The 21,995-nt window shown below is 44.4% G+C and carries 1 protein-coding gene; it reads left to right on the forward strand.

Annotation, left to right across the window (positions count from 1 at the left end):
- Positions 1-21,993 (forward strand): non-ribosomal peptide synthase/polyketide synthase, encoded by a 21,993-nt coding sequence (locus ABF638_RS14785; protein ID WP_435023442.1) that lies wholly within the window; start codon positions 1-3, stop codon positions 21,991-21,993.
- Positions 21,994-21,995 lie beyond the last annotated feature (2 nt).

Below are 21,995 nucleotides of genomic sequence, written 5' to 3' on the forward strand. Positions count from 1 at the left end.
ATGAACAGAAAAGTAAAAGAAAGCTATCCCCTCTCCTCTGGTCAACAAGCAATGTGGTTTATCTACCAAATGGCACCAGAGAGCGTTGCTTATAATATATTTATTACGGTAAAAATTAATTCATATTTAAATATTTCTACTTTCATCAGTGTATGGAACAAGATTGTTGAACGCCATCCTATTCTCCGAACTACATATACCACCCACGAAGGTAAACCGATCCAGCAAATTAATGAACAACAAAAATTTAGTGTTGACTTAACAGATGCCAACCATTGGAGTGAAGATTACCTAAAAGAGAAGATATTTGCCGAAACTGACCGCCCTTTTAACCTAGAAAAAGATTCTATTTTGAGGGTTAATTTATTTAGTCAGTCAGTAAAAGAACACATTCTTTTGCTAACAATGCACCACATTGCAGGTGATTTGCGGTCTGTTGATTTACTGATCAGTGAATTTCAAACTTTGTATACTGCTGAAATCGAGCAAGCTAGTCAAGAGCAGACAGAGGCAACTAAAGATTCTTCGACCAAGAATAAATCTTATGTAGAGTTTGTCCGCTGGCAGTCAGAAATGCTATCCAGTTCGAGGGGAGAAAAACTTTGGCAATACTGGCAAGAACAATTATCTGGTGAATTGCCAATTTTGAATTTGCTCACAGATAAACCCCGCCCAACTGTACAGACTTATCAAGGGGAAACATATATTCTCAAGCTAGATGAACAGTTAGTTCAACAAGTTAATCATCTAGCTATAGTCTCTGGAACAAGTCTTTATAAGCTTCTACTAGCAGCATTTTACATATTAATTTATCGCTATACAGATCAAAAAGATATCCTCATAGGAAGCCCAATGAGAGGTCGGTGGGGCGGAGAGTTTCAAGAAATTATTGGCTACTTCGTTAACCTCATCGTTTTACGAACTTCTGTATGGGAAAATGCCACATTCCAAGAATTCCTCACTCAAGTTGGTAAAACGGTAAAAGAGGCCCAAAAACATCAACATTACCCTTTTTCACTCTTAGCAGAACAACTTCAGCAACAACGAGATCCAAGTCGTTCTCCTTTGTGTCAAGTTGGTTTCGCTTGGCAAGCACAACGTTGGTTTGAAGCAACAGAGAATTCACTACACAGTCAAGAACAAGTGCTTCAGATGGAGCCTTACTTGATTGGACATCAGCGTGGCGCACACTTGGATCTGAACTTGATGGTGATGGAAGCTGAGGGAGTTTTGCAATTATGCTGGCAATATAATACTGACTTGTTTGACGCTAATACAATCACGCAAATCGCAAATCATTTCCAGACTTTACTTACGGGAATTGTGGCGAATCCACAGCAACTCATTTCCCAATTGCCCCTAATAACGGAAGTTGAGCAACATCAACTATTAGTTGAGTGGAATAATACACAGGTAGATTATCCTCAAGATTTGTGTATCCATCAGTTGTTCGAGCAGCAAGTAGAGCGCAACCCGGATACAGTGGCGGTTGTATTTGAAAATCAACAACTGACTTACGGTGAACTGAATTGTCGGGCTAACCAGTTAGCGCACTATTTGCAGTCTTTGGGTGTAGGTGCAGATGTGCTGGTTGGTATTTGTGTAGAACGTTCTCTGGAGATGCTGGTTGGTCTACTTGGTATTCTGAAAGCGGGTGGTGCTTATGTACCCCTCGACCCGGAGTATCCCCAAGAACGCCTGAGTTTCATGCTCGCAGACACTCAGGCGAAAGTGTTGTTAACCCGACAACCACTAGCTGAGAAACTAGGAAAGCATGAGATACCCATAATTTATTTAGACTCTGACTGGGAGAAAATTGCCAAATTAGATGAAAAGAATCTCGAAAATACAACGACTCCCAAGAATTTAATCTACGTGATCTTCACTTCTGGATCAACTGGTAGAACTAAGGGTGTGGCAATTGAACACAGACAATTACTTAATTATCTAGATGGAATTCAGGAAAGATTATTCCAGAAACCAGGTGGTAGATTTGCCTTGGCCTCGACGTTTGCCGCTGATTTAGGGAATACAGTCATATTTCCCTGTTTATCTAGTGGTGGATGTCTGCACATCTTATCCCAAGAAAGAATATCTGACTCAAATGCCTTCTTAGAATATTGCCAACAAAATCCTTTTGATTATCTCAAAATAGTTCCTTCGCACCTAGCGGCTTTGTTATCGTCTATACAATCTGAAACTAGATTACCCTGGCAGCAATTAATCTTGGGTGGTGAAGCTACCAGTTGGAATTTAGTCGAGAAACTCTTAATTCATGCTCCGCAGTGCCAAATTTTCAACCATTACGGCCCAACTGAAACCACTGTTGGTGTACTGACTTTTAAGGTAAAACCTGAAACAATATCTAATACAACCTCTTCTACACAAACTGTTCCTTTAGGTCGTCCCCTATCGAACACACAAATTTATCTACTCGATCGCTATCTGCAACCTGTTCCCATTGGTGTACCAGGAGAATTGTACATTAGTGGTGCTGGTTTAGCGCGAGGCTATCTTAACCGTTCAGAGTTAACACAAGAGAAATTCATCCCCAATCCGTTTGAGAAGGCAGGAGGCAGGAGGCAGGGGGCAGGAGAAAGTAGATTATATAAAACTGGGGATTTAGCACGCTACTTGATTGACGGTAATATCGAATACTTGGGACGCATTGATAACCAAGTAAAAATTCGTGGTTTCCGCATTGAGTTGGGAGAAATTGAAGCCGTACTGAGCCAACATGAAGATGTACAGGTATCTTGCGTCATTGCCCGCGAAGATATCCCAGGTGAGAAGCGGTTAGTCGCCTACATCGTGCCGCACTCACAGGCGACACCCACAGTAACCGTTCTGCGGCAATTCCTGAAAGCCAAGCTACCAGAATACATGGTGCCCAATGCTTTTGTGACGTTGGAATCCCTACCACTAACTCCTAATGGAAAAGTAGACCACCGCGCTTTACCCACACCAGATTTACACAGCGAACTATTAGACAAATATGTTGCCCCACGCACTCCCGTTGAGGAAATGCTGTCACAAATTTGGGCACAAGTCCTAAAAGTAGAGCAAGTGGGCATTCATGATAATTTCTTTGAACTTGGGGGACACTCACTACTAGCAACGCAACTGGTTTCACGCATCCGCAACATTTTCAAAGTGGAATTACCATTGCGTAGTCTATTTACTGCACCCGCAGTAGCCGAATTGGCGCAATCAATTCAGCAGTTACAGCAACAAAACTTAGAACTGACCTCCCCACCCATTTTACCAAGGGCAAGGAATGCAGAATTACCACTATCTTATGCCCAAACACGGCTGTGGTTTTTAGACCAGTTCGAGCCGAACAGTGCCTTATATAACATACCCATAGCTTTGCATCTAGTTGGAACTCTCAATCAAGTTGCCTTAGAACAAAGCTTAGAAGAAATCATTCATCGCCACGAAGCGTTACGCACCAACTTCATCACAGTTGATGGAAAACCTTCTCAAATCGTTCAAACAGAAACGAATTGGACAGTATCAGTTGTTGACTTAAAGCATTTATCTACAACTGAACAAGAAATAGCTTCACAGCAATTAGCGCGACAACACGCTATTCAACCCTTTGATTTGGCAAGACTTGCATTAATTAGAGCGACATTAATAGTGCTGTCTGAGACAGAACACGTGTTGTTAGTGTGTATGCATCATATTGTCTCTGATGGCTGGTCAAGGAGTGTGTTTGTCCAAGAACTAGCGGCGCTGTACAATGCTTATTCTCAAGTTCAGCCTTCTGGTGCGTCCGCTACGCGTAGCTTGCTTACACCCTTAACCCCACTGCCGATTCAGTACGCAGATTTCGCAATCTGGCAAAGACAGTGGTTGCAGGGAGATGTACTGCAAAGCCAACTGAGTTACTGGCAAAAACAACTAAAAGACGCACCAGCTTTATTAGTGTTACCCACTGACCGACCCAGACCGGCTGTGCAAACTTTCGCTGGGGCACATCAAGAGTTTGCACTCTCTGTTGAGTTAACTCAAAGACTGACTCAGCTGTGTCAGCAACAAGGGGTAACTTTGTTTATGACGCTGTTGGCAGCGTTTGATACCTTACTTTATCGCTACACAGAACAATCAGATATTTTGGTGGGGACACCAATTGCTAACCGTAATCGCAGTGAAATAGAAGGGTTGATTGGCTTTTTTATCAACACTTTAGTGATGCGGACTGATTTATCAGGCGATCCTAGCTTTAACGAATTACTTGTTCGTATTCGGGAAATGGCTTTGTCCGCATACTCTCATCAGGATTTGCCTTTTGAAATGCTAGTAGAGGCATTGCAGCCCCAAAGAGATATCAGCCATACACCGCTGTTCCAGGTAGTGTTTGTGCTCCAGAATGCCCCCATATCTCAAGTCGAACTGACTGGGTTAACTGTCAGTTCATTGCCAATAGAAAATGCGACAGCAAAATTTGATCTCACCTTAGCAATGGAGAACACTGCTACTGGACTGGTGGGTGTGTGGGAGTACAATACCGACTTGTTTGATGGCAGCACGATCGCACGGATGACGAGTCATTTTGTGACAATGCTGGAAGCAATTGTGGCGAATCCCCAAGAGCGAATTTCCCAATTGCCCCTGCTGACAGAAGTTGAGCAACGACAGTTATTATTTGAATGGAACAATACACAAGTAGATTATCCTCAAGATTTGTGTATCCATCAGTTATTTGAGGCGCAGGTTGAGCGTACACCCGATGCGATCGCAGTGGTGTTTGTAGACACGCCTGGAAGAGTAAATCAACAACTTACCTATAGTCAGCTGAATGATCGTGCTAACCAATTGGCGCACCATCTCAAGTCTTTGGGTGTGGGAGCCGATGTGCTGGTGGGTATTTGTGTGGAGCGATCGCTCGAAATGCTGGTAGGATTACTTGGTATTCTCAAGGCAGGTGGTGCTTATGTGCCCCTTGACCCTGAGTATCCCCAAGAGCGTTTGAGCTTTATATTAGAAGATGCTCAAGTTTCGGTGCTGTTAACCCAACAGCAATTAGTAGAATCTGTTCCTAAACATCAGGCACGTGTTGTTTACTTAGACAGCGATTGGGAAAAAATTGCTCAAAACAGCGAGTCAAACCCGAAAAACGAAGCTACACCCAATAACCTAGCTTATGTAATCTACACATCTGGTTCCACAGGTAAACCCAAAGGCGTTTTAGTCAATCACTATAATGTTGCGCGTCTATTTGAAGCAACAGAGCCTTGGTATCACTTTGATGAACAAGATGTATGGACACTATTCCACTCTTATGCATTCGATTTCTCTGTTTGGGAAATGTGGGGTGCTTTGCTTTATGGTGGACGACTGGTAGTAGTACCATATTTAGTGACGCGATCGCCCGAATCTTTCTACAAGTTGCTGTGTCAAGAGAAAGTCACAGTTCTCAATCAGACACCTTCAGCCTTCCGCCAGTTAATTCAAGCCGAACAGTCAATAGCATCTGTTGGCGATTTGAACTTACGCCTAGTTATCTTCGGTGGAGAAGCCTTAGAACTATCGAGTTTACAACCTTGGTTTGACCGTCACGGCGACCAGCAACCCCAGTTAGTGAATATGTACGGGATTACGGAAACCACTGTACATGTAACTTATCGTCCATTAAGCAAAGGCGATTTGAATGGTACAGCAAGTGTAATTGGTCGTCCGATTCCAGACTTACAGGTGTATCTGCTAGATCAGCATTTACAGCCAATGCCAATTGGAGTTCCAGGTGAGATGCACATCGGTGGTGCTGGAATAACTCGTGGCTATCTCAATCGTCCTGAACTGACAGCACAACGGTTTATCTCTAATCCCTTCCAAAGAATCAAAGCAGCAATCCCCAATCCCCAGTCCCCAATCCCCAGTCCCCAGTCCCCAATCTCCAATCCCAGCCTCTACAAAACAGGAGACTTAGCTCGTTATCTGCCAAATGGCGAGTTGGAGTATTTAGGGCGAATTGACCAGCAAGTAAAGATTCGTGGCTTCCGCATTGAGTTGGGAGAAATTGAGGCATTACTGGCGCAACACCCAGATGTTCGGGAGAGTGTGGTGGTGGTTCGGGAGGATGAACCGAGCGACAAACGTTTAGTGGCTTACGTGATACCGAAGGTGGAACAATCTCTTCAAGCGATCGAACTACGTCGCTTTCTGAAGGAAAAGCTACCAGAGTACATGTTGCCAAATGCAATAGTTATTCTAGAAGCCATACCACTTACTTCCAACGGCAAAGTAGACCGCCGCGCTCTACCTGCTCCAGAGTTACACAGTGAAGTAACAGACAAATTTATTGCACCCCGCACTCCAATCGAGGAAATGCTGGCACTAATTTGGGCACAAGTCTTGAAATTAGAACAAGTAGGCATTTACGATAACTTCTTTGAACTTGGGGGACATTCCCTACTAGCAACACAACTGTTATCACGCATTCGCAACATTTTCAAGGTAGAACTACCGTTGCGTAGCCTGTTTGTCGCAGCGACAGTAGCCGAATTGGCACAAGAGATTGGGCAGTTACAGCAGCAAAACTTAGAACTTACTTCCCCACCCATATTACCAAGGGTTCATAATACAGAATTACCACTGTCTTATGCTCAAACACGGCTGTGGTTTTTAGATCAGTTCGAGCCGAACAGTTCCTTCTACAACATATCCATCGCTTTGCATCTAGTTGGAACTCTGAGAGTGACAGCCTTAGAACAAAGCTTAGAAGAAATAATTCACCGCCACGAAGCGTTACGCACCAACTTCATCACAGTTGATGGACAAGCCACTCAAATCATTCAAACGAGAAGGCAACAGGGGACTGGATCAATTGTTGACTTTAAGCATTTATCTACAACCGAGCAAGAAATAGCAATAAAGCAATTAGCGCAACAACAAGCTATTCAACCCTTTGACCTAGCAACACAAAGATTAGTCAGGGCAACATTAGTAGTGTTGTCTGAGACAGAACACGTATTTTTAGTGTACATGCATCATGTTGTCTCTGATGGCTGGTCAATGGGTGTATTTGTCCAAGAACTAGCAGCCCTGTACAATGCTTATTCTCAAGGTCTGCTTTCACCCTTAGCACCACTACCAATTCAGTACGCAGATTTCGCAATTTGGCAAAGACAGTGGTTACAAGGGGATGTACTGCAAAGCCAACTGAGTTACTGGCAACAACAACTAAAAGACGCACCAGCTTTATTAGTGCTACCCACTGACCGATCTAGACCTGCTGTGCAGACTTTCGCTGGGGCACATCACAAGTTTGCACTCTCTGTTGAGTTAACTCACAAGCTGACTCAGTTGTGTCAGCAACAAGGGGTGACTTTGTTCATGACGCTGTTGGCAGCGTTTGATACATTACTGTACCGCTACACAGGACAATCAGATATTTTGGTGGGGACACCAATTGCTAATCGTAATCGTAGTGAGATAGAAGGGTTAATTGGCTTTTTTGTCAACACCTTAGTTCTGCGTACAGACTTATCAGGCAATCCTAGCTTTAGCGAATTACTCACTCGTGTTCGGGAAATGGCAATGGATGCATACGCTCATCAAGACTTACCGTTTGAAATGTTGGTGGAAGTATTGCAGCCACAACGGAACTTAAGCCATACACCACTGTTTCAGGTCATGTTTGTTCTGCAAAATAATCCCATGTCTCCAATGGAGTTAACTGGGTTAACTGTCAGTCCACTAGAGCTAGAAAGTACAACTGCCAAGTTTGATCTTACCTTGTCAATGCAGAACACTGCTACTGGACTAGTAGGGGTATGGGAGTACAATACTGATTTGTTTGATAGCAGCACTATTGAGCGGATGGCGGGTCATTTTGTGACTTTACTTGCGGGAATTTTGGCGAATCCACAGCAGCCCATTTCCCAATTGCCCCTGCTGACAGAAGTTGAGCAACATCAACTGTTAGTTGAGTGGAATGATACACAAGTAGATTATCCTCAAGATTTGTGTATCCATCAATTGTTCGAGCAGCAAGTGGAGAGTAGACCGGATGCGATCGCAGTAATATTTGAAAATCAACAATTAACTTATCAACAGTTAAACGAGCGTGCAAATCAGTTGGCTCACTATTTGCAAGCAAAAGGTGTAGATTCAGAAGTATTGGTAGGAATTTTTGTTGAGCGTTCTATTGAGATGATCGTAGGACTGTTAGGAATTTTAAAGGCAGGGGGAGCTTATGTGCCTTTAGATCCTAACTATCCAGCAGAGCGATTGGCTTATATGCTCTCGGATACAGGGGTGTCAATATTGCTCACCCAGCAATCCTTGGTAGAATTTTTACCAGAAAATCAAGCCGAGGTACTGTCTTTAGATAGTGATTGGCAAGTAATTGCTAACTACAGCCAGCAGAATCCCGTTAGCCAAGTAAAATCGGAAAATTTGGCTTATGTTATTTATACCTCTGGCTCTACGGGCAAGCCAAAAGGCGTGATGAATATTCATCAGAGCATTTGCAATAATTTATTGCGGACAATTAATGATTACCCACTCACAGCAAGCGATGCCTACGGCGGGCAAAGCGATCGCATCCTGCAAATAGCTCCTTTTAGTTTTGATGCTTCAGTCTTGGAAATCTTCTGGCCTTTAACCTCTGGAACAACTTTAGTAGTAGCTAAACCTGAAGGTCATAAAGACACTGCTTACTTAAGCAATTTGATCGCCCAGCAACAAATTACTCAAATATTTTTTGTTCCCTCATTGCTGCAAGCTTTTCTGCAAGAACCAAACTTAGAAAAATGCCGTTGTTTAAAGCGAGAGTTTTGTGGTGGAGAAGCACTATCTTATGAACTGACTCAACGATTTTTTGAGCAGTTCGACTGTGAATTACATAATCTTTACGGCCCAACGGAAACGGCAATTGATGCCACTTCCTGGCAGTGTATACCACAGTCTAGTTATCAAGTAATTCCCATTGGTCGTCCCATTGCCAATACCCAGATTTACATCCTCGATCCTGATCTGCAACCAGTTCCCATTGGCGTTGCTGGAGAATTGCATATTGGGGGTGTCCCTTTAGCGAGAGGCTACCTCAACCAACCAGAATTAACACAAGAAAAATTCATCCCCAATCCGTTCGGTGGAAGCAGAGGGGCAGAAATTCTTCCTAATTCTCAATCCCCATTGCCCAATCCCCAATCCCCATTGCCCCTAATCCCCAGTTCCCAATCCCCAGTCCCCAGTCCCCGACTTTATAAAACTGGGGATTTAGCACGCTACTTGAGTGACGGTAATATCGAATACTTGGGGCGCATCGGCAATCAGGTAAAAATTCGGGGTTTCCGCATTGAGTTGGGTGAGATAGAAACAGTACTGAGGCAACACAGCGAAGTCAATGCAGTTGTAGTCATCGCCCGCGAAGATACAATCGGCGATAAACGCCTAGTTGCTTACATCGTGCCACAAAAAGAGGTGACACCCACAGTAAGCGTTCTGCGGCAATTCCTGAAAGCCAAGCTACCAGAATATATGGTTCCCAATGCTTTCGTGATGTTGGAGTCAATGCCACTAACTCTTAATGGGAAAGTAGATCACCGCGCTTTACCGACACCAGATTTATACAGCGAATTCAAAGACAAATATGTAGCCCCACGCACCCCCAGCGAAGAAATGCTGGCACAAATTTGGGCACAAGTCCTAAAAGTAGAGCAAGTGGGCATTTACGATAACTTCTTTGAACTTGGGGGACACTCACTACTAGCAACGCAACTGGTTTCACGCATCCGCAACATTTTCAAACTGGAATTACCATTGCGTGAGTTGTTTGCTGCACCAACAGTAATCGAATTGGCGCGATCGCTTGGGCAGTTACAGCAACAACAGTTACAACTTACTTCACTACCCATCTTACCAAGGGTTCATAATGCAGAATTACCACTATCTTATGCCCAAACACGGTTGTGGTTTTTAGATCAGTTCGAGCCGAACAGTTCCTTCTACAACATACCTTTAGCTTTGCATTTAGGAGGAACTCTCAATCAAGTTGCCTTAGAAAAAAGCTTAGAAGAAATCATTCATCGCCACGAAGCTTTACGCACCAATTTCATCACAGTTGATGGAAAACCTTCTCAAATCATTAACTTAGAAACGAATTGGACTGTATCAGTTGTTGACTTGAAGCATTTATCCACACTTGTACTGAGCGAAGACGAAGTAACCGAACAAGAAATTGCTTCACAACAAGTGGTGCAACAACAAGCTATTCAACCCTTTGATCTAGTAAAACAAGCATTAGTTAGAGCGACATTAGTCGTGCTGTCTGAGACAGAATACATTTTGCTAGTCTGTATGCATCACGTTGTCTCCGATGGCTGGTCAATGGGTGTATTTGTCCAAGAACTAGCGGCGCTGTACAATGCTTATTCTCAAGATCAGCACTCACCCTTAACTCCACTGCCAATTCAGTACGCAGATTTCGCAATCTGGCAGCGACAATGGTTACAAGGGGATGTACTGCAAAGCCAATTGAATTACTGGCAACAACAATTGGCAGATGCACCAGCTTTATTAGTCCTACCCACAGACCGACCAAGACCTGCTGTTCAGACTTTCGCAGGGGCACGTCAAAAGTTTGCCCTCTCTGTTGAATTAACTCAAAAACTGACACAACTGAGCCAGGAACAAGGGGTGACGTTGTTCATGACACTGTTGGCAGCCTTTGATACTTTACTTTACCGCTATACAGAACAATCAGACATTTTAGTGGGGACACCAATTGCTAACCGGAATCGCAGTGAAATAGAAGGGTTAATTGGCTTTTTTATCAATACTTTAGTTTTGCGTACTGATATCTCAGGCAATCCCAGCTTTAACGAATTACTCACTCGCATTCGAGAAATGGCTCTGTCTGCATACTCTCATCAGGATTTGCCCTTTGAAATGCTAGTAGAGGCATTGCAGCCAGAAAGGGATCTCAGTCATACGCCACTCTTCCAGGTGATGTTTGTACTTGAGAGTGCCCCCACATCTCAATTGGAGTTAACTGGGTTAGATATTAGTCCATTGCCAATAGAAAATGCGACGGCAAAATTTGACCTTACTTTATCAATGGAGAATACTGGTAGTGGACTGTTGGGTTCGTGGGAGTACAACACAGACTTATTTGATAGCAGCACGATCGCACGCATGACAGGTCATTTTGTGACACTGCTGGAAGCAATTGTAGCCAATCCCCAAGAGCGAATTTCCCAGTTGCCAATGCTGACAGAAGTTGAGCAACAACAATTATTTGGAGAATGGAACAATACTCAGGCGGATTACCCTGGGGATAAATGCATTCATCAGTTATTTGAGTCACAGGTAGAACTGACCCCAGATGCGATCGCAGTAATATTTGAAAATCAACAGTTAACTTATGGTGAGTTAAACACCCAAGCTAATCAATTAGCACACCACCTACAATCTGTTGGTGTGGGGCCAGAAGTTTTAGTAGGGATTTATTTAGAGCGATCGCTATCGATTATCGTCGGATTGTTAGCCGTCCTCAAAGCCGGTGGCGCTTACGTCCCCCTAGACCCTGATTATCCCCAGCAGCGATTAGCCGACATATCCCAAGATTCACAAATTTCCGTGCTGATCACCCAGCAGAAATTACTTAATTCCTTACCAATCCAAGGGGTAAAAGTCATCATCTTAGACACAGAATCTACGGTGCTGACAAATCAAAGTCAAGAAAATCCGGTGAGTGAGGTAAAACCAGAAAACTTGACTTGTATACTGTACACCTCTGGGTCTACCGGCAAACCCAAAGGCGTAATGCTGACTCACGCAGCTTTAGTTAACCATAGCAGTGCAATTAGTGAAGTATTTGGTCTAACGAGTAGCGATCGCGTTTTGCAGTTTGCTTCCTTCGGCTTTGATGTTGCTGCCGAAGAAATCTTTCCCACTTGGTCGAAAGGTGCAACTGTAGTATTAAGACCCGCGCAAATGTTCCCAGACTTTGCCAGCTTTGCCCAATTTATTGAACAACAAAAGCTGAGTGTCTTAAATATTACCCCAGCCTATTGGCATGAATGGGCGATCGCAGTATCTCAAAAGGATGCAACAGTACCGCAAAGTCTTCGCTTAGTCGCCGTAGGTGGGGATGCAGTTCTACCAGAAACAGTAACAATATGGCAGCAATTGGTAGGCGATCGCGTCAATTGTCTTAACGTCTACGGCCCCACCGAAGCATCGGTGACAGCGATCGTCCACGATTTGCTTCATCCCAAATCAGAAAAAACCAATTCTGTGCTAATTGGTCGTCCCATTGCCAATACACAAGTTTACATCCTTGACCGTCACCTCCAACCAGTACCGATTGGAGTCAGAGGCGAACTGCATATATGTGGAGTTCGTTTAGCACGAGGCTATCTCAACCGCCCAGAATTGACAGAGGAAAAATTCATTCCCAATCCGTTTGAGGATAGCGCAGCGGTAGCGAGTCCGCGAGCGTCGGCAGGAGGCAGGAGGCAGAAGGCAGGAGGGAGTAGATTATATAAAACAGGGGATTTAGCTCGTTATCTACCTGACGGTAATATTGAGTGCTTTGGACGCATCGACAATCAGGTAAAAATCCGGGGATTCCGCATTGAGTTGGGAGAAATTGAGGCGGTACTGAATCAACAGATTCATGTGCAGACATCCTGTGTGATCATTCGCGAAGATGCGATCGGGGAGAAGCGCTTAGTCGCCTACGTAGTACCGCACGAGCAAAAGATACCCACCATTAGCGAATTGCGTCAGTTCCTCTCTAATAATCTGCCTCTTTACATGGTGCCCCAGGCTTTCGTGATTCTGGAGTCGCTACCGCTCACAACAAACCGGAAAGTAGACCGTCGTGCTTTACCAGCACCAGATTTATATAGCGAACTAGCAGACAAATATGTTGCTCCACGTACCCCCAGCGAAGAAATGCTGGCACAAATTTGGGCACAAGTCCTGAAAGTAGAGCAAGTGGGCATTCATGATAACTTCTTTGAAATTGGGGGACATTCACTACTAGCAACGCAACTGGTTTCACGCATTCGCAACAGTTTCAAAGTAGAACTACCATTGCGAAGCCTGTTTGCCGCAGCGACAGTTGCTCAATTAGCACATCTTATTGGGCAGTTGCAGCAACAAAATTTAGAACTCACAGCACCACCTATCTTACCAAGGGTTCATAATGCAGAATTATCACTGTCTTATGCTCAACAGCGTTTGTGGTTTTTAGACCAGTTACAGCCGAATAGTGCTTTATATAACATCCCCCTGGCTTTGCGTCTAGTCGGAACTCTCAATGTTGCAGCCTTAGAACAAAGCTTGCAAGGAATCATTCAGCGTCATGAAGCGTTACGCACCAACTTCATCACAGTTGATGGACAACCTTCTCAAATCGTTCAAACGAGAGGGGAACAGGGAACTATATCAATTGTTGACTTCAAGGATTTATCCACACTTGTACTGAGCGAAGACGAAGTAACCGAGCAAGAAATAGCTTCAAAGCAATTAGCAATTACACAAGCTATTCAACCCTTTGATTTAGCAAGACAAGCATTAGTGAGAGCGACATTAGTAGTGCTGTCCGAGACAGAACACATTTTACTAGTGTGTATGCATCACATTGTTAGTGATGGCTGGTCAATGGGCGTGTTTGTCCAAGAATTCACAGCGTTGTATAGTGCTTATTCCCAAGGTCAGCCTTCCACTTTAGCGCCATTACCGATTCAGTACGCAGATTTCGCAATCTGGCAAAGACAGTGGTTGCAAGGGGAGATACTGCAAAGCCAACTGTCTTACTGGCAAAAACAATTGGCAAACGCACCAGCTTTATTGTCGCTTCCCACAGATCGACCTAGACCTGCTGTACAAACCTTTGCTGGAGCACATCAAGAGTTTGCACTTTCACCTGAGTTAACTCAAAGACTGACACAACTGAGTCAGCAACAAGGCGTAACTTTATTCATGACGCTATTGGCGGCATTTGATACATTACTTTACCGCTACACAGGACAATCAGATATTTTGGTGGGGACACCAATTGCTAACCGTAATCGCAGTGAAATAGAAGGGCTGATTGGCTTTTTTGTCAACACTTTAGTGATGCGGACTGATTTATCTGAAAATCCTAGTTTCCTAGATTTACTCACTCGTGTTCGGGAAGTGGCTTTGGGAGCATACGCTCATCAAGATTTGCCCTTTGAAATGCTGGTGGAAGTATTGCAACCTGAACGAAACCTTAGCCATACACCACTATTCCAAGTAGCGTTTGTGATTCAGAATGCGCCCATATCTCAAGTAGAACTGACTGGGTTAACTATCAGTGATTTGCCAATAGAAAATGTAACTGCCAAGTTTGATCTTACCTTGGCAATGGAAAACACTGCTACTGGACTGGTGGGACTGTGGGAGTATAATACTGACTTGTTTGATGGAAGCACTATTGAGCGGCTATCGGGTCATTTTATAACTTTGCTCTCTGCAATTGTGGCGAATCCACAGCAGCAAATTTCCCAGTTGCCAATGTTGACAGCAGTTGAGCAGCAGCAGTTATTAATTGATTGGAATAATACTCAGCTAGACTATCCCCAAGATAAATGTATTCATCAGTTATTTGAAGAACAGGTTGAGCAGACTCCAGATGCAGTGGCGGTGGTGTTTGTAGACAATCAACAATTAACTTACCAGCAGTTGAATTGTCGCGCTAATCAGTTGGCGCATTACTTACGATCATTGGGTGTGGGAGCCGATGTACTGGTGGGTATTTGTGTCGAGCGTTCTTTAGAAATGATCGTAGGACTACTTGCCATTCTCAAGGCGGGTGGTGCTTATGTGCCCCTTGACCCTGAGTATCCCCAAGAACGCTTACAATATATTCTCGAAGATGCTCAAGTTTCGGTACTACTAACCCAACAGCGAGTTCTTGATAGACTACCTGAACATGAGACGCAGCTTGTCTGTTTGGATGAAATTTGGCCACAAATTGTCCAAAATAATCAAGATAATCTCACCAGTGGAGTTACATCTGCTCACCTAGCTAATCTAATTTATACTTCCGGCTCCACAGGCAAGCCCAAAGGTGTGATGGTTGAGCATACCGGACTTGTTAACTTAGCTCAAGCTCAGATGCAAACTTTTGGCTTGCATTCTGATAGTCGCGTCCTCCAGTTTGCTTCCTTTAGTTTTGATGCTTCTATCTGGGAAATCATCATGGCTCTGGGATCAGGAGCAAGACTCTACTTAGGAACAAAAGACTCTTTACTACCTGGTACACCCTTAATTCAGCTATTAAGGGATTATTGCATTACCCATGTTACCTTACCACCCTCGGCACTAGCAGTCCTGCCTGCTGAGGAATTCCCGGCGTTGCAAACAATAATTGTGGCTGGAGAAGCTTGTTCTGCTGAACTGATCAGACAATGGTCTGTTCGTAGAAACTTCTTCAACGCTTATGGGCCAACAGAAGCTAGCGTTTGTGCCACGATCGCTAAATGCACCGATCGCGATCGCAAAATCTCTATCGGCCGCCCAATAGCCAACGCGCAAATCTACATCTTAGACTCGCACTTACAACCAGTTCCCGTTGGTGTACCAGGAGAATTACACATTGGTGGTGCAGGATTAGCACGAGGTTATCTCAACCGACCTGAGTTAACACAAGAAAAATTTATCCCTAATCCGTTTGAGGATAGCGCAGCAAGAGCGAGTAAATTATATAAAACCGGGGATTTAGCCCGTTATTTACCAGATGGAAACATAGAATACCTGGGGCGCATCGACAATCAGGTAAAAATTCGTGGCTTCCGCATTGAGTTGGGAGAAATTGAAGCTGCACTGTCCCAACTACCTGAAGTCCGAGAAGCAATAGTCATCTCACGGGAAGACCAACCGAATAACAAACGCCTAATAGCTTATGTTGTACCGCAACAGAAAAACCTCGAATCATCAAAGAAACCAGACAATTTATCAACAGAAAAAGTAGAGCTGTGGCCATCTGTAGCTGAATACTATGTCTATGACGACTTATTGTATTACGCGATGACCAATGACCATCGACGCAACAATAGTTATAAAGTCGCGATTAATCAATTGGTCAAAGATAAAATAGTCGTTGAAATCGGCACAGGTAAAGATGCAATTTTATCCAGATTTTGTGTCCAAGGCGGTGCCAAGAAAATTTATGCAATTGAAAGAAATGAAGAAACCTGCCGCAAAGCAAGAGCTTGTATTGAAAAGTTAGGTTTAGCAGACAAAATCACAGTCATTCATGGAGATGCAACAAAAGTTGATCTCCCAGAACTCGCTGATATCTGCGTCTCGGAAATTGTGGGAGCAATTGGCGGCTCTGAAGGAGCAGCAGTAATTATTAATAACGCTAGAAGATTTCTCAAACCTGATGGTTTGATGATTCCTGAAAGAAGCGTCACTAAGATGGCAGTTGTCACTCTCCCAGACGAAATATTACACAATCCCAAATTTGCTGAAATTCCCACACATTACACCAAAGAAATCTTTAAGCAAGTCGGATATCCATTTGACTTAAGGGTATGTATAAGGAAATTTCCCCAAGCAAATGTGCTATCCACTGTGGATGTTTTAGAAGACTTGAACTTCAATGAATCTATTAGCCCAGAATTCTCCCATGAAGTTAAATTTGAAATTCAAAAGAATGGGCAAATGGATGGCTTTTTAGTCTGGCTGAATTTGCATACTATTGCCGGAGAAGAAATAGATATTCTCAAACATGAGTATTGCTGGCTGCCTGTTTATTTTCCGGTATTTGAACCAGGAATTGAGGTTGAGTCTGGTGATGTAATTCAAGCAGTTTGTTCCCGGACACTTTGCGAAAATAATCTCAACCCAGATTATGCAATTAAAGGTAGTCTGCGGAAAAATAATGGAGAAAATATTAACTTTGAATACGTCTCCTATCACTATAAAAATAATTTCCAGAAAACACCTTTCTATCAACGATTATTTGCTGATTATGGCAATGTAAAAAATAATCACCCCGATAATTTAGCTCAATCTTTAAGAGCAAATCTCAAGAAACTCTTGCCCGACTACATGATCCCCTCCAGGTTTGTGGTGCTAGAGAACCTGCCCTTAACACCAAACGGCAAGATAGACCGCCGCGCCCTACCAACACATGAACTAACTCTTCTAAATGAAGCCGATTATGTCATGCCAAATACAGAAGCAGAAAAAATCATTGCTGGTATTTGGCAAAAAACACTACAAGTAGAAAAGGTGGGTCTTTACGATAACTTCTTTGAACTAGGGGGACATTCTCTATTAGCGACTCAGGTAATTTCTCGCTTACAGTCAGCCTTTGGGACTTCCTTACCCTTACGCTATATCTTTGAATCACCTACAGTTGCCCAGTTAAGTGAAGCTATTTTAGCTCAACTTGAAACTGGTTCAGGTCTGGCATTACCTGCGATCGCACCCGCTTCCAGAGACACAGATATACCCCTCTCTTGGGCGCAAGAACGCCTATGGTTTGTAAATCAGTTGTCAGGCGAAAGTGGTGCCTACACAATAGATTTCACTTTACGTTTGGTGGGAAATCTCAACATCCAAGCTTTAGAACAAGCCTTTGGGGAGATAGTGCAGCGCCATGAAGTTCTGCGGACTCGTTTTGAAATCAAGAATAACAAGCCAGTACAAGTAATTGCTCCCCATCTAAGCGTCACCTTACCAGTGGTGGATTTACAGAATGTGCCAGACCCCTGGAAACAAGTTGAGCAACTGGCAACAGCAGAAACCTGCAAACCATTCGATCTAGCGAATGGCCCTATGCTGCGAGTCAAGATGTGGCAAATTACTCAAGACGAGTACGTATTGCTATTCGCAATTCACCATATTGCTGCTGATGGTTGGTCGATGGGCGTTTTCATCGGTGAACTGTCAGCCTATTATCGAAGCTTTTTAACAGGTAGTTCTATTGAGTTACCAGAGTTACCCATACAGTATGCCGACTTCGCCGTGTGGCAACGTCAGTGGCTAACAAATCAGGTACTAGAGCGTCAGTTAAGCTACTGGAAGCAACAGTTAACAGGAGCGCCACCTCTATTAGAACTACCCACAGACCGCCCCCGCCCAGCCGTACAGACTTTCCGAGGCGGTACAGAGCAACTTCGATTAGATCCCTTGGTAACGCAGCAGCTGAAAAAGCTATCTCAAGAGTCTGGAAGCACACTGTTTATGACACTGCTGGCGGGTTTTGTAGTGTTAATGTCTCGCTACAGTGGACAAACAGATTTGGTGATTGGTTCACCGATCGCAAATCGTAACCGCATAGAAATCGAAGGGCTAATTGGCTTTTTTGTCAATACTCTGGCACTGAGATTCGATTTATCCCCAGAACCGACCTTTGAAGCCTTACTAGCGCAGGTGCGAAAAGTTACCCAAACCGCCTACGACCATCAAGATTTACCCTTCGAGATGTTAGTCGAAGAATTGCAACTTGAGCGGAACCTGGATCGCAACCCATTAGTGCAGGTAGTGTTTGCCCTCCAGAATGCTCCCTCCTCCGATTGGGATCTACCTGGTTTAAAGGTTGAAGGGATGCCTTCGGGACTTGACTCAGTTCGGCTTGACCTAGAAGTTTACCTGTGGGATATGCCCCAAGGTCTTGGCGGCTTTTGCTCTTACAACGCCGATTTATTTGATGCCGCAACCATCGCCCGCATGATGCAACATTTTGTGACAATCCTGGGAGCAATTGTTGCAAATCCCCAGCAGCCAGTGGCATTACTTCCATTGCTCACCGAGCAAGAACACCATCAACTATTAATAGAGTGGAATGATACTCAAACAGACTATCCGCAGCACAAGTGTATTCATCAGTTATTTGAAGCACAGGTAGAGCGGACACCTAATGCAGTGGCGGTGGTATTTGAAAACGAACAACTCACCTATCACCAGTTAAATTGTCGCGCTAACCAGTTGGCGCAATACTTGCGGTCTTTGGGTGTAGGAACCGATGTACTGGTGGGATTGTGTGTAGAGCGATCGCTTTTAACAGTCGTTGCATTGTTGGGGATTCTGAAAGCGGGTGGTGCTTACGTGCCCCTTGACCCCGATTATCCCCAAGACCGTCTGAGCTTTATGCTTGAAGATGCTCAAGTTTGGTTACTTCTGACTCAACAGCACTTAGTTGATAAACTAACGCCAAATCAAGCGAACCAAGTCTTTTTAGAGGAAATTTGGTCAGAAATTGCCCAAAATAGCCAGAATAACCTGACTGGGTTCGTAACGGCTTTTGATCTAGCGAATGTGATTTACACTTCCGGTTCTACTGGTAAACCTAAAGGGGTAATGGTTGAGCATAAAGGATTGTGTAACCTAGCTCAAGCTCAGATTCAAGCTTTTGGCTTAGATTCTGGTAGTCGAGTTCTCCAGTTTGCCTCCTTCAGTTTTGATGCTTGTATCTCGGAAATCTTAATGACTTTGGGATCAGGGGCAACCCTTTATTTGGGTACAAAAGACTCTTTAATGCCCGGTACGCCGTTAATTGAGCGGTTACGCAATTATGGCATTACCCATGTCACCCTACCACCATCGGCTTTAGCAGTTCTGCCAGTTGAAGAACTCCCGGCATTGCAAACACTAATTGTCGCTGGAGAATCTTGTTCTGTTGAACTGATGAAGCAATGGTCTGCTGGTAGAAACTTCTTCAACGCTTATGGGCCAACAGAAGCTAGCGTCTGTGCGACGATCGCAAAATGCACTCCTGACGATCAGAAAATTTCAATTGGTCGCCCCATTGCCAACACTCAAGTCCACATTCTAGACTCGCACTTACAGCCAGTGCCAATTGGCGTTCCAGGAGAACTGCACATTGGTGGTATCGGATTAGCCAGAGGCTATCTCAATCGACCAGAGTTAACCCAAGAGAAATTCATCCCCAATCCCTTCGGTCAAAGCAGGGAAGCAGAAATTCTTCCCAATCCCCAATCCTCATTGCCCCTAATCCCCAGTCCCCAATCCCCAGTCCCCAGTCCCCAATCCCCAGTCCCCAATCCCCAATCCCCAGTCCCCAATCCCCAATCCCCAGTCCCCAATCCCCGACTTTATAAAACTGGCGATTTAGCCCGCTATTTACCTGACGGGAATATCGAATACTTAGGACGCATCGACAATCAAGTTAAGATTCGCGGCTTCCGTATCGAGTTAGGCGAAATTGAAGCAGTTTTGAGCCAACACTCCTTGGTACAAGAGAGTGTCGTCATCACCAGAGTTGATTCCTCTGGGGATAAAAGTTTGGTGGCTTACTTAGTGCCCGGTTTCAAAAGTCAAGTATTACCCCAGCAGCTTGCTCAATGGCAGAGTGAGTACGTGAGTGACTGGCAAAGACTTTATGAACAAGCTTATGGGCAAGTTGAAGTATCCACAGATGACCCCACATTCAATATCAGTGGTTGGAACAGTAGTTACACCAGACAAGCCATCCCAGATATGGAGATGCGGGAGTGGGTTGAAAATACGGTGAGCCGAATTCTGGCGGTTGAACCGAAACGGGTATTAGAAATTGGTTGCGGAACGGGGTTACTGCTATCGCGCATTGCCAAGGGTTGTCAGCAATATTGGGGAGCCGATTATTCCATCGCCGCCATCAAGTACGTTGAGCAGGTTTGCAGCACGGTTGAGGGTCTAGAACATGTGCGGCTGCTGCACCAAATGGCAGATAACTTTGCAAGTATCCCCCAAGGAGAATTCGACACTGTAATTGTGAACTCTGTAGTCCAGTATTTCCCCAGTGTTGAATATCTGTTACAAGTTCTAGAAGGAGCGATCGCCACAATTGGCCAAGAGGGGACAATTTTTGTGGGCGATGTCCGCAGCTTGCCGCTACTGGAGCCATATCACGCAGCCGTACAGTTATCCCAAGCAATTGATGAAAGAAGTATTGAGCAATGGCAGCAGCAGGTACACCAGAGTGTAGCCGCTGAGGAAGAATTGCTCATCGAACCCAGGTTTTTCATCGCTCTCAAACAACGTTTTCCCCAGATTTCTTGGGTGGAGATTCAGCCCAAACGCGGTCATTCTCAAAATGAGTTAACTCAATTCCGCTATGATGTCACTCTGCATCTGGGTACTGATGTCCAAACACCAGTAGTTCCTTGGTTAGACTGGCAACTAGACCAACTTTCCTTTACCCAAATTAAAAATCAACTGCTTTCAGAGCAGCCGGAACTGTTGGGAATCAGACGCGTACCAAATCAACGGGTGCAGCAAGCATTACAAATTTGGGAATGGTTGTCCAATCCTCCTGGTGTCGAAACAGTCGGGCAATTGCGGGAAATACTGGCACAACAGCCAAAAGTTGGGATCAATCCAGAGCAGTTTTGGGAACTGGGGCAGGATCTCGGCTACGCTGTCCACTTGAGTTGGTGGGGTAGTAGTCAGGATGGTTCATTCGATGTGGTGTTCTGCCGCAATAGTTCAACCCTAGGACACCAAGCGATCGCTTTTTGGGATAGTTCAACGGTTACTACTAAATCCTGGACTGACTACACTAACAATCCTCTACACGGTAAGTTAGTCCAGAAGTTGGTGCCCCAGGTGCGGGAATTTATTCAACAAAAGCTACCCAATTACATGGTTCCGAAAGCTTTTGTCCTGCTCAATGCTTTGCCCCTGACACCTAATGGCAAAGTGGATCGTCGGGCGCTCCCAACACCTGATACGGCTTCCAGAAATCTCTCAACTGGCTTTGTTTCTCCTCGAACTCCAATTGAAGCTCAACTGGTTCAAATCTGGGGTGAAGTTCTGGGACTGGAACGGATTGGTGTTAAGGATAACTTCTTTGAATTAGGGGGACATTCGTTGCTGGCTACTCAGGTTATTTCACGCAGCAATTCAGCTTTTGGACTTGATCTCTCTGTACAGAAGATGTTTGAGTTTCCCACTGTTGCTGCGATCGCATCCTACATGGAAGTAATGGATTGGGCAGCTGAAGATTTAGCGGAACCTGATATCACTGGCGAAATAGTGGAGTTTTGAGA

It is taken from the genome of Nostoc sp. CALU 1950, assembly GCF_051172895.1.
Classification (GTDB): domain Bacteria; phylum Cyanobacteriota; class Cyanobacteriia; order Cyanobacteriales; family Nostocaceae; genus Nostoc; species Nostoc edaphicum_A.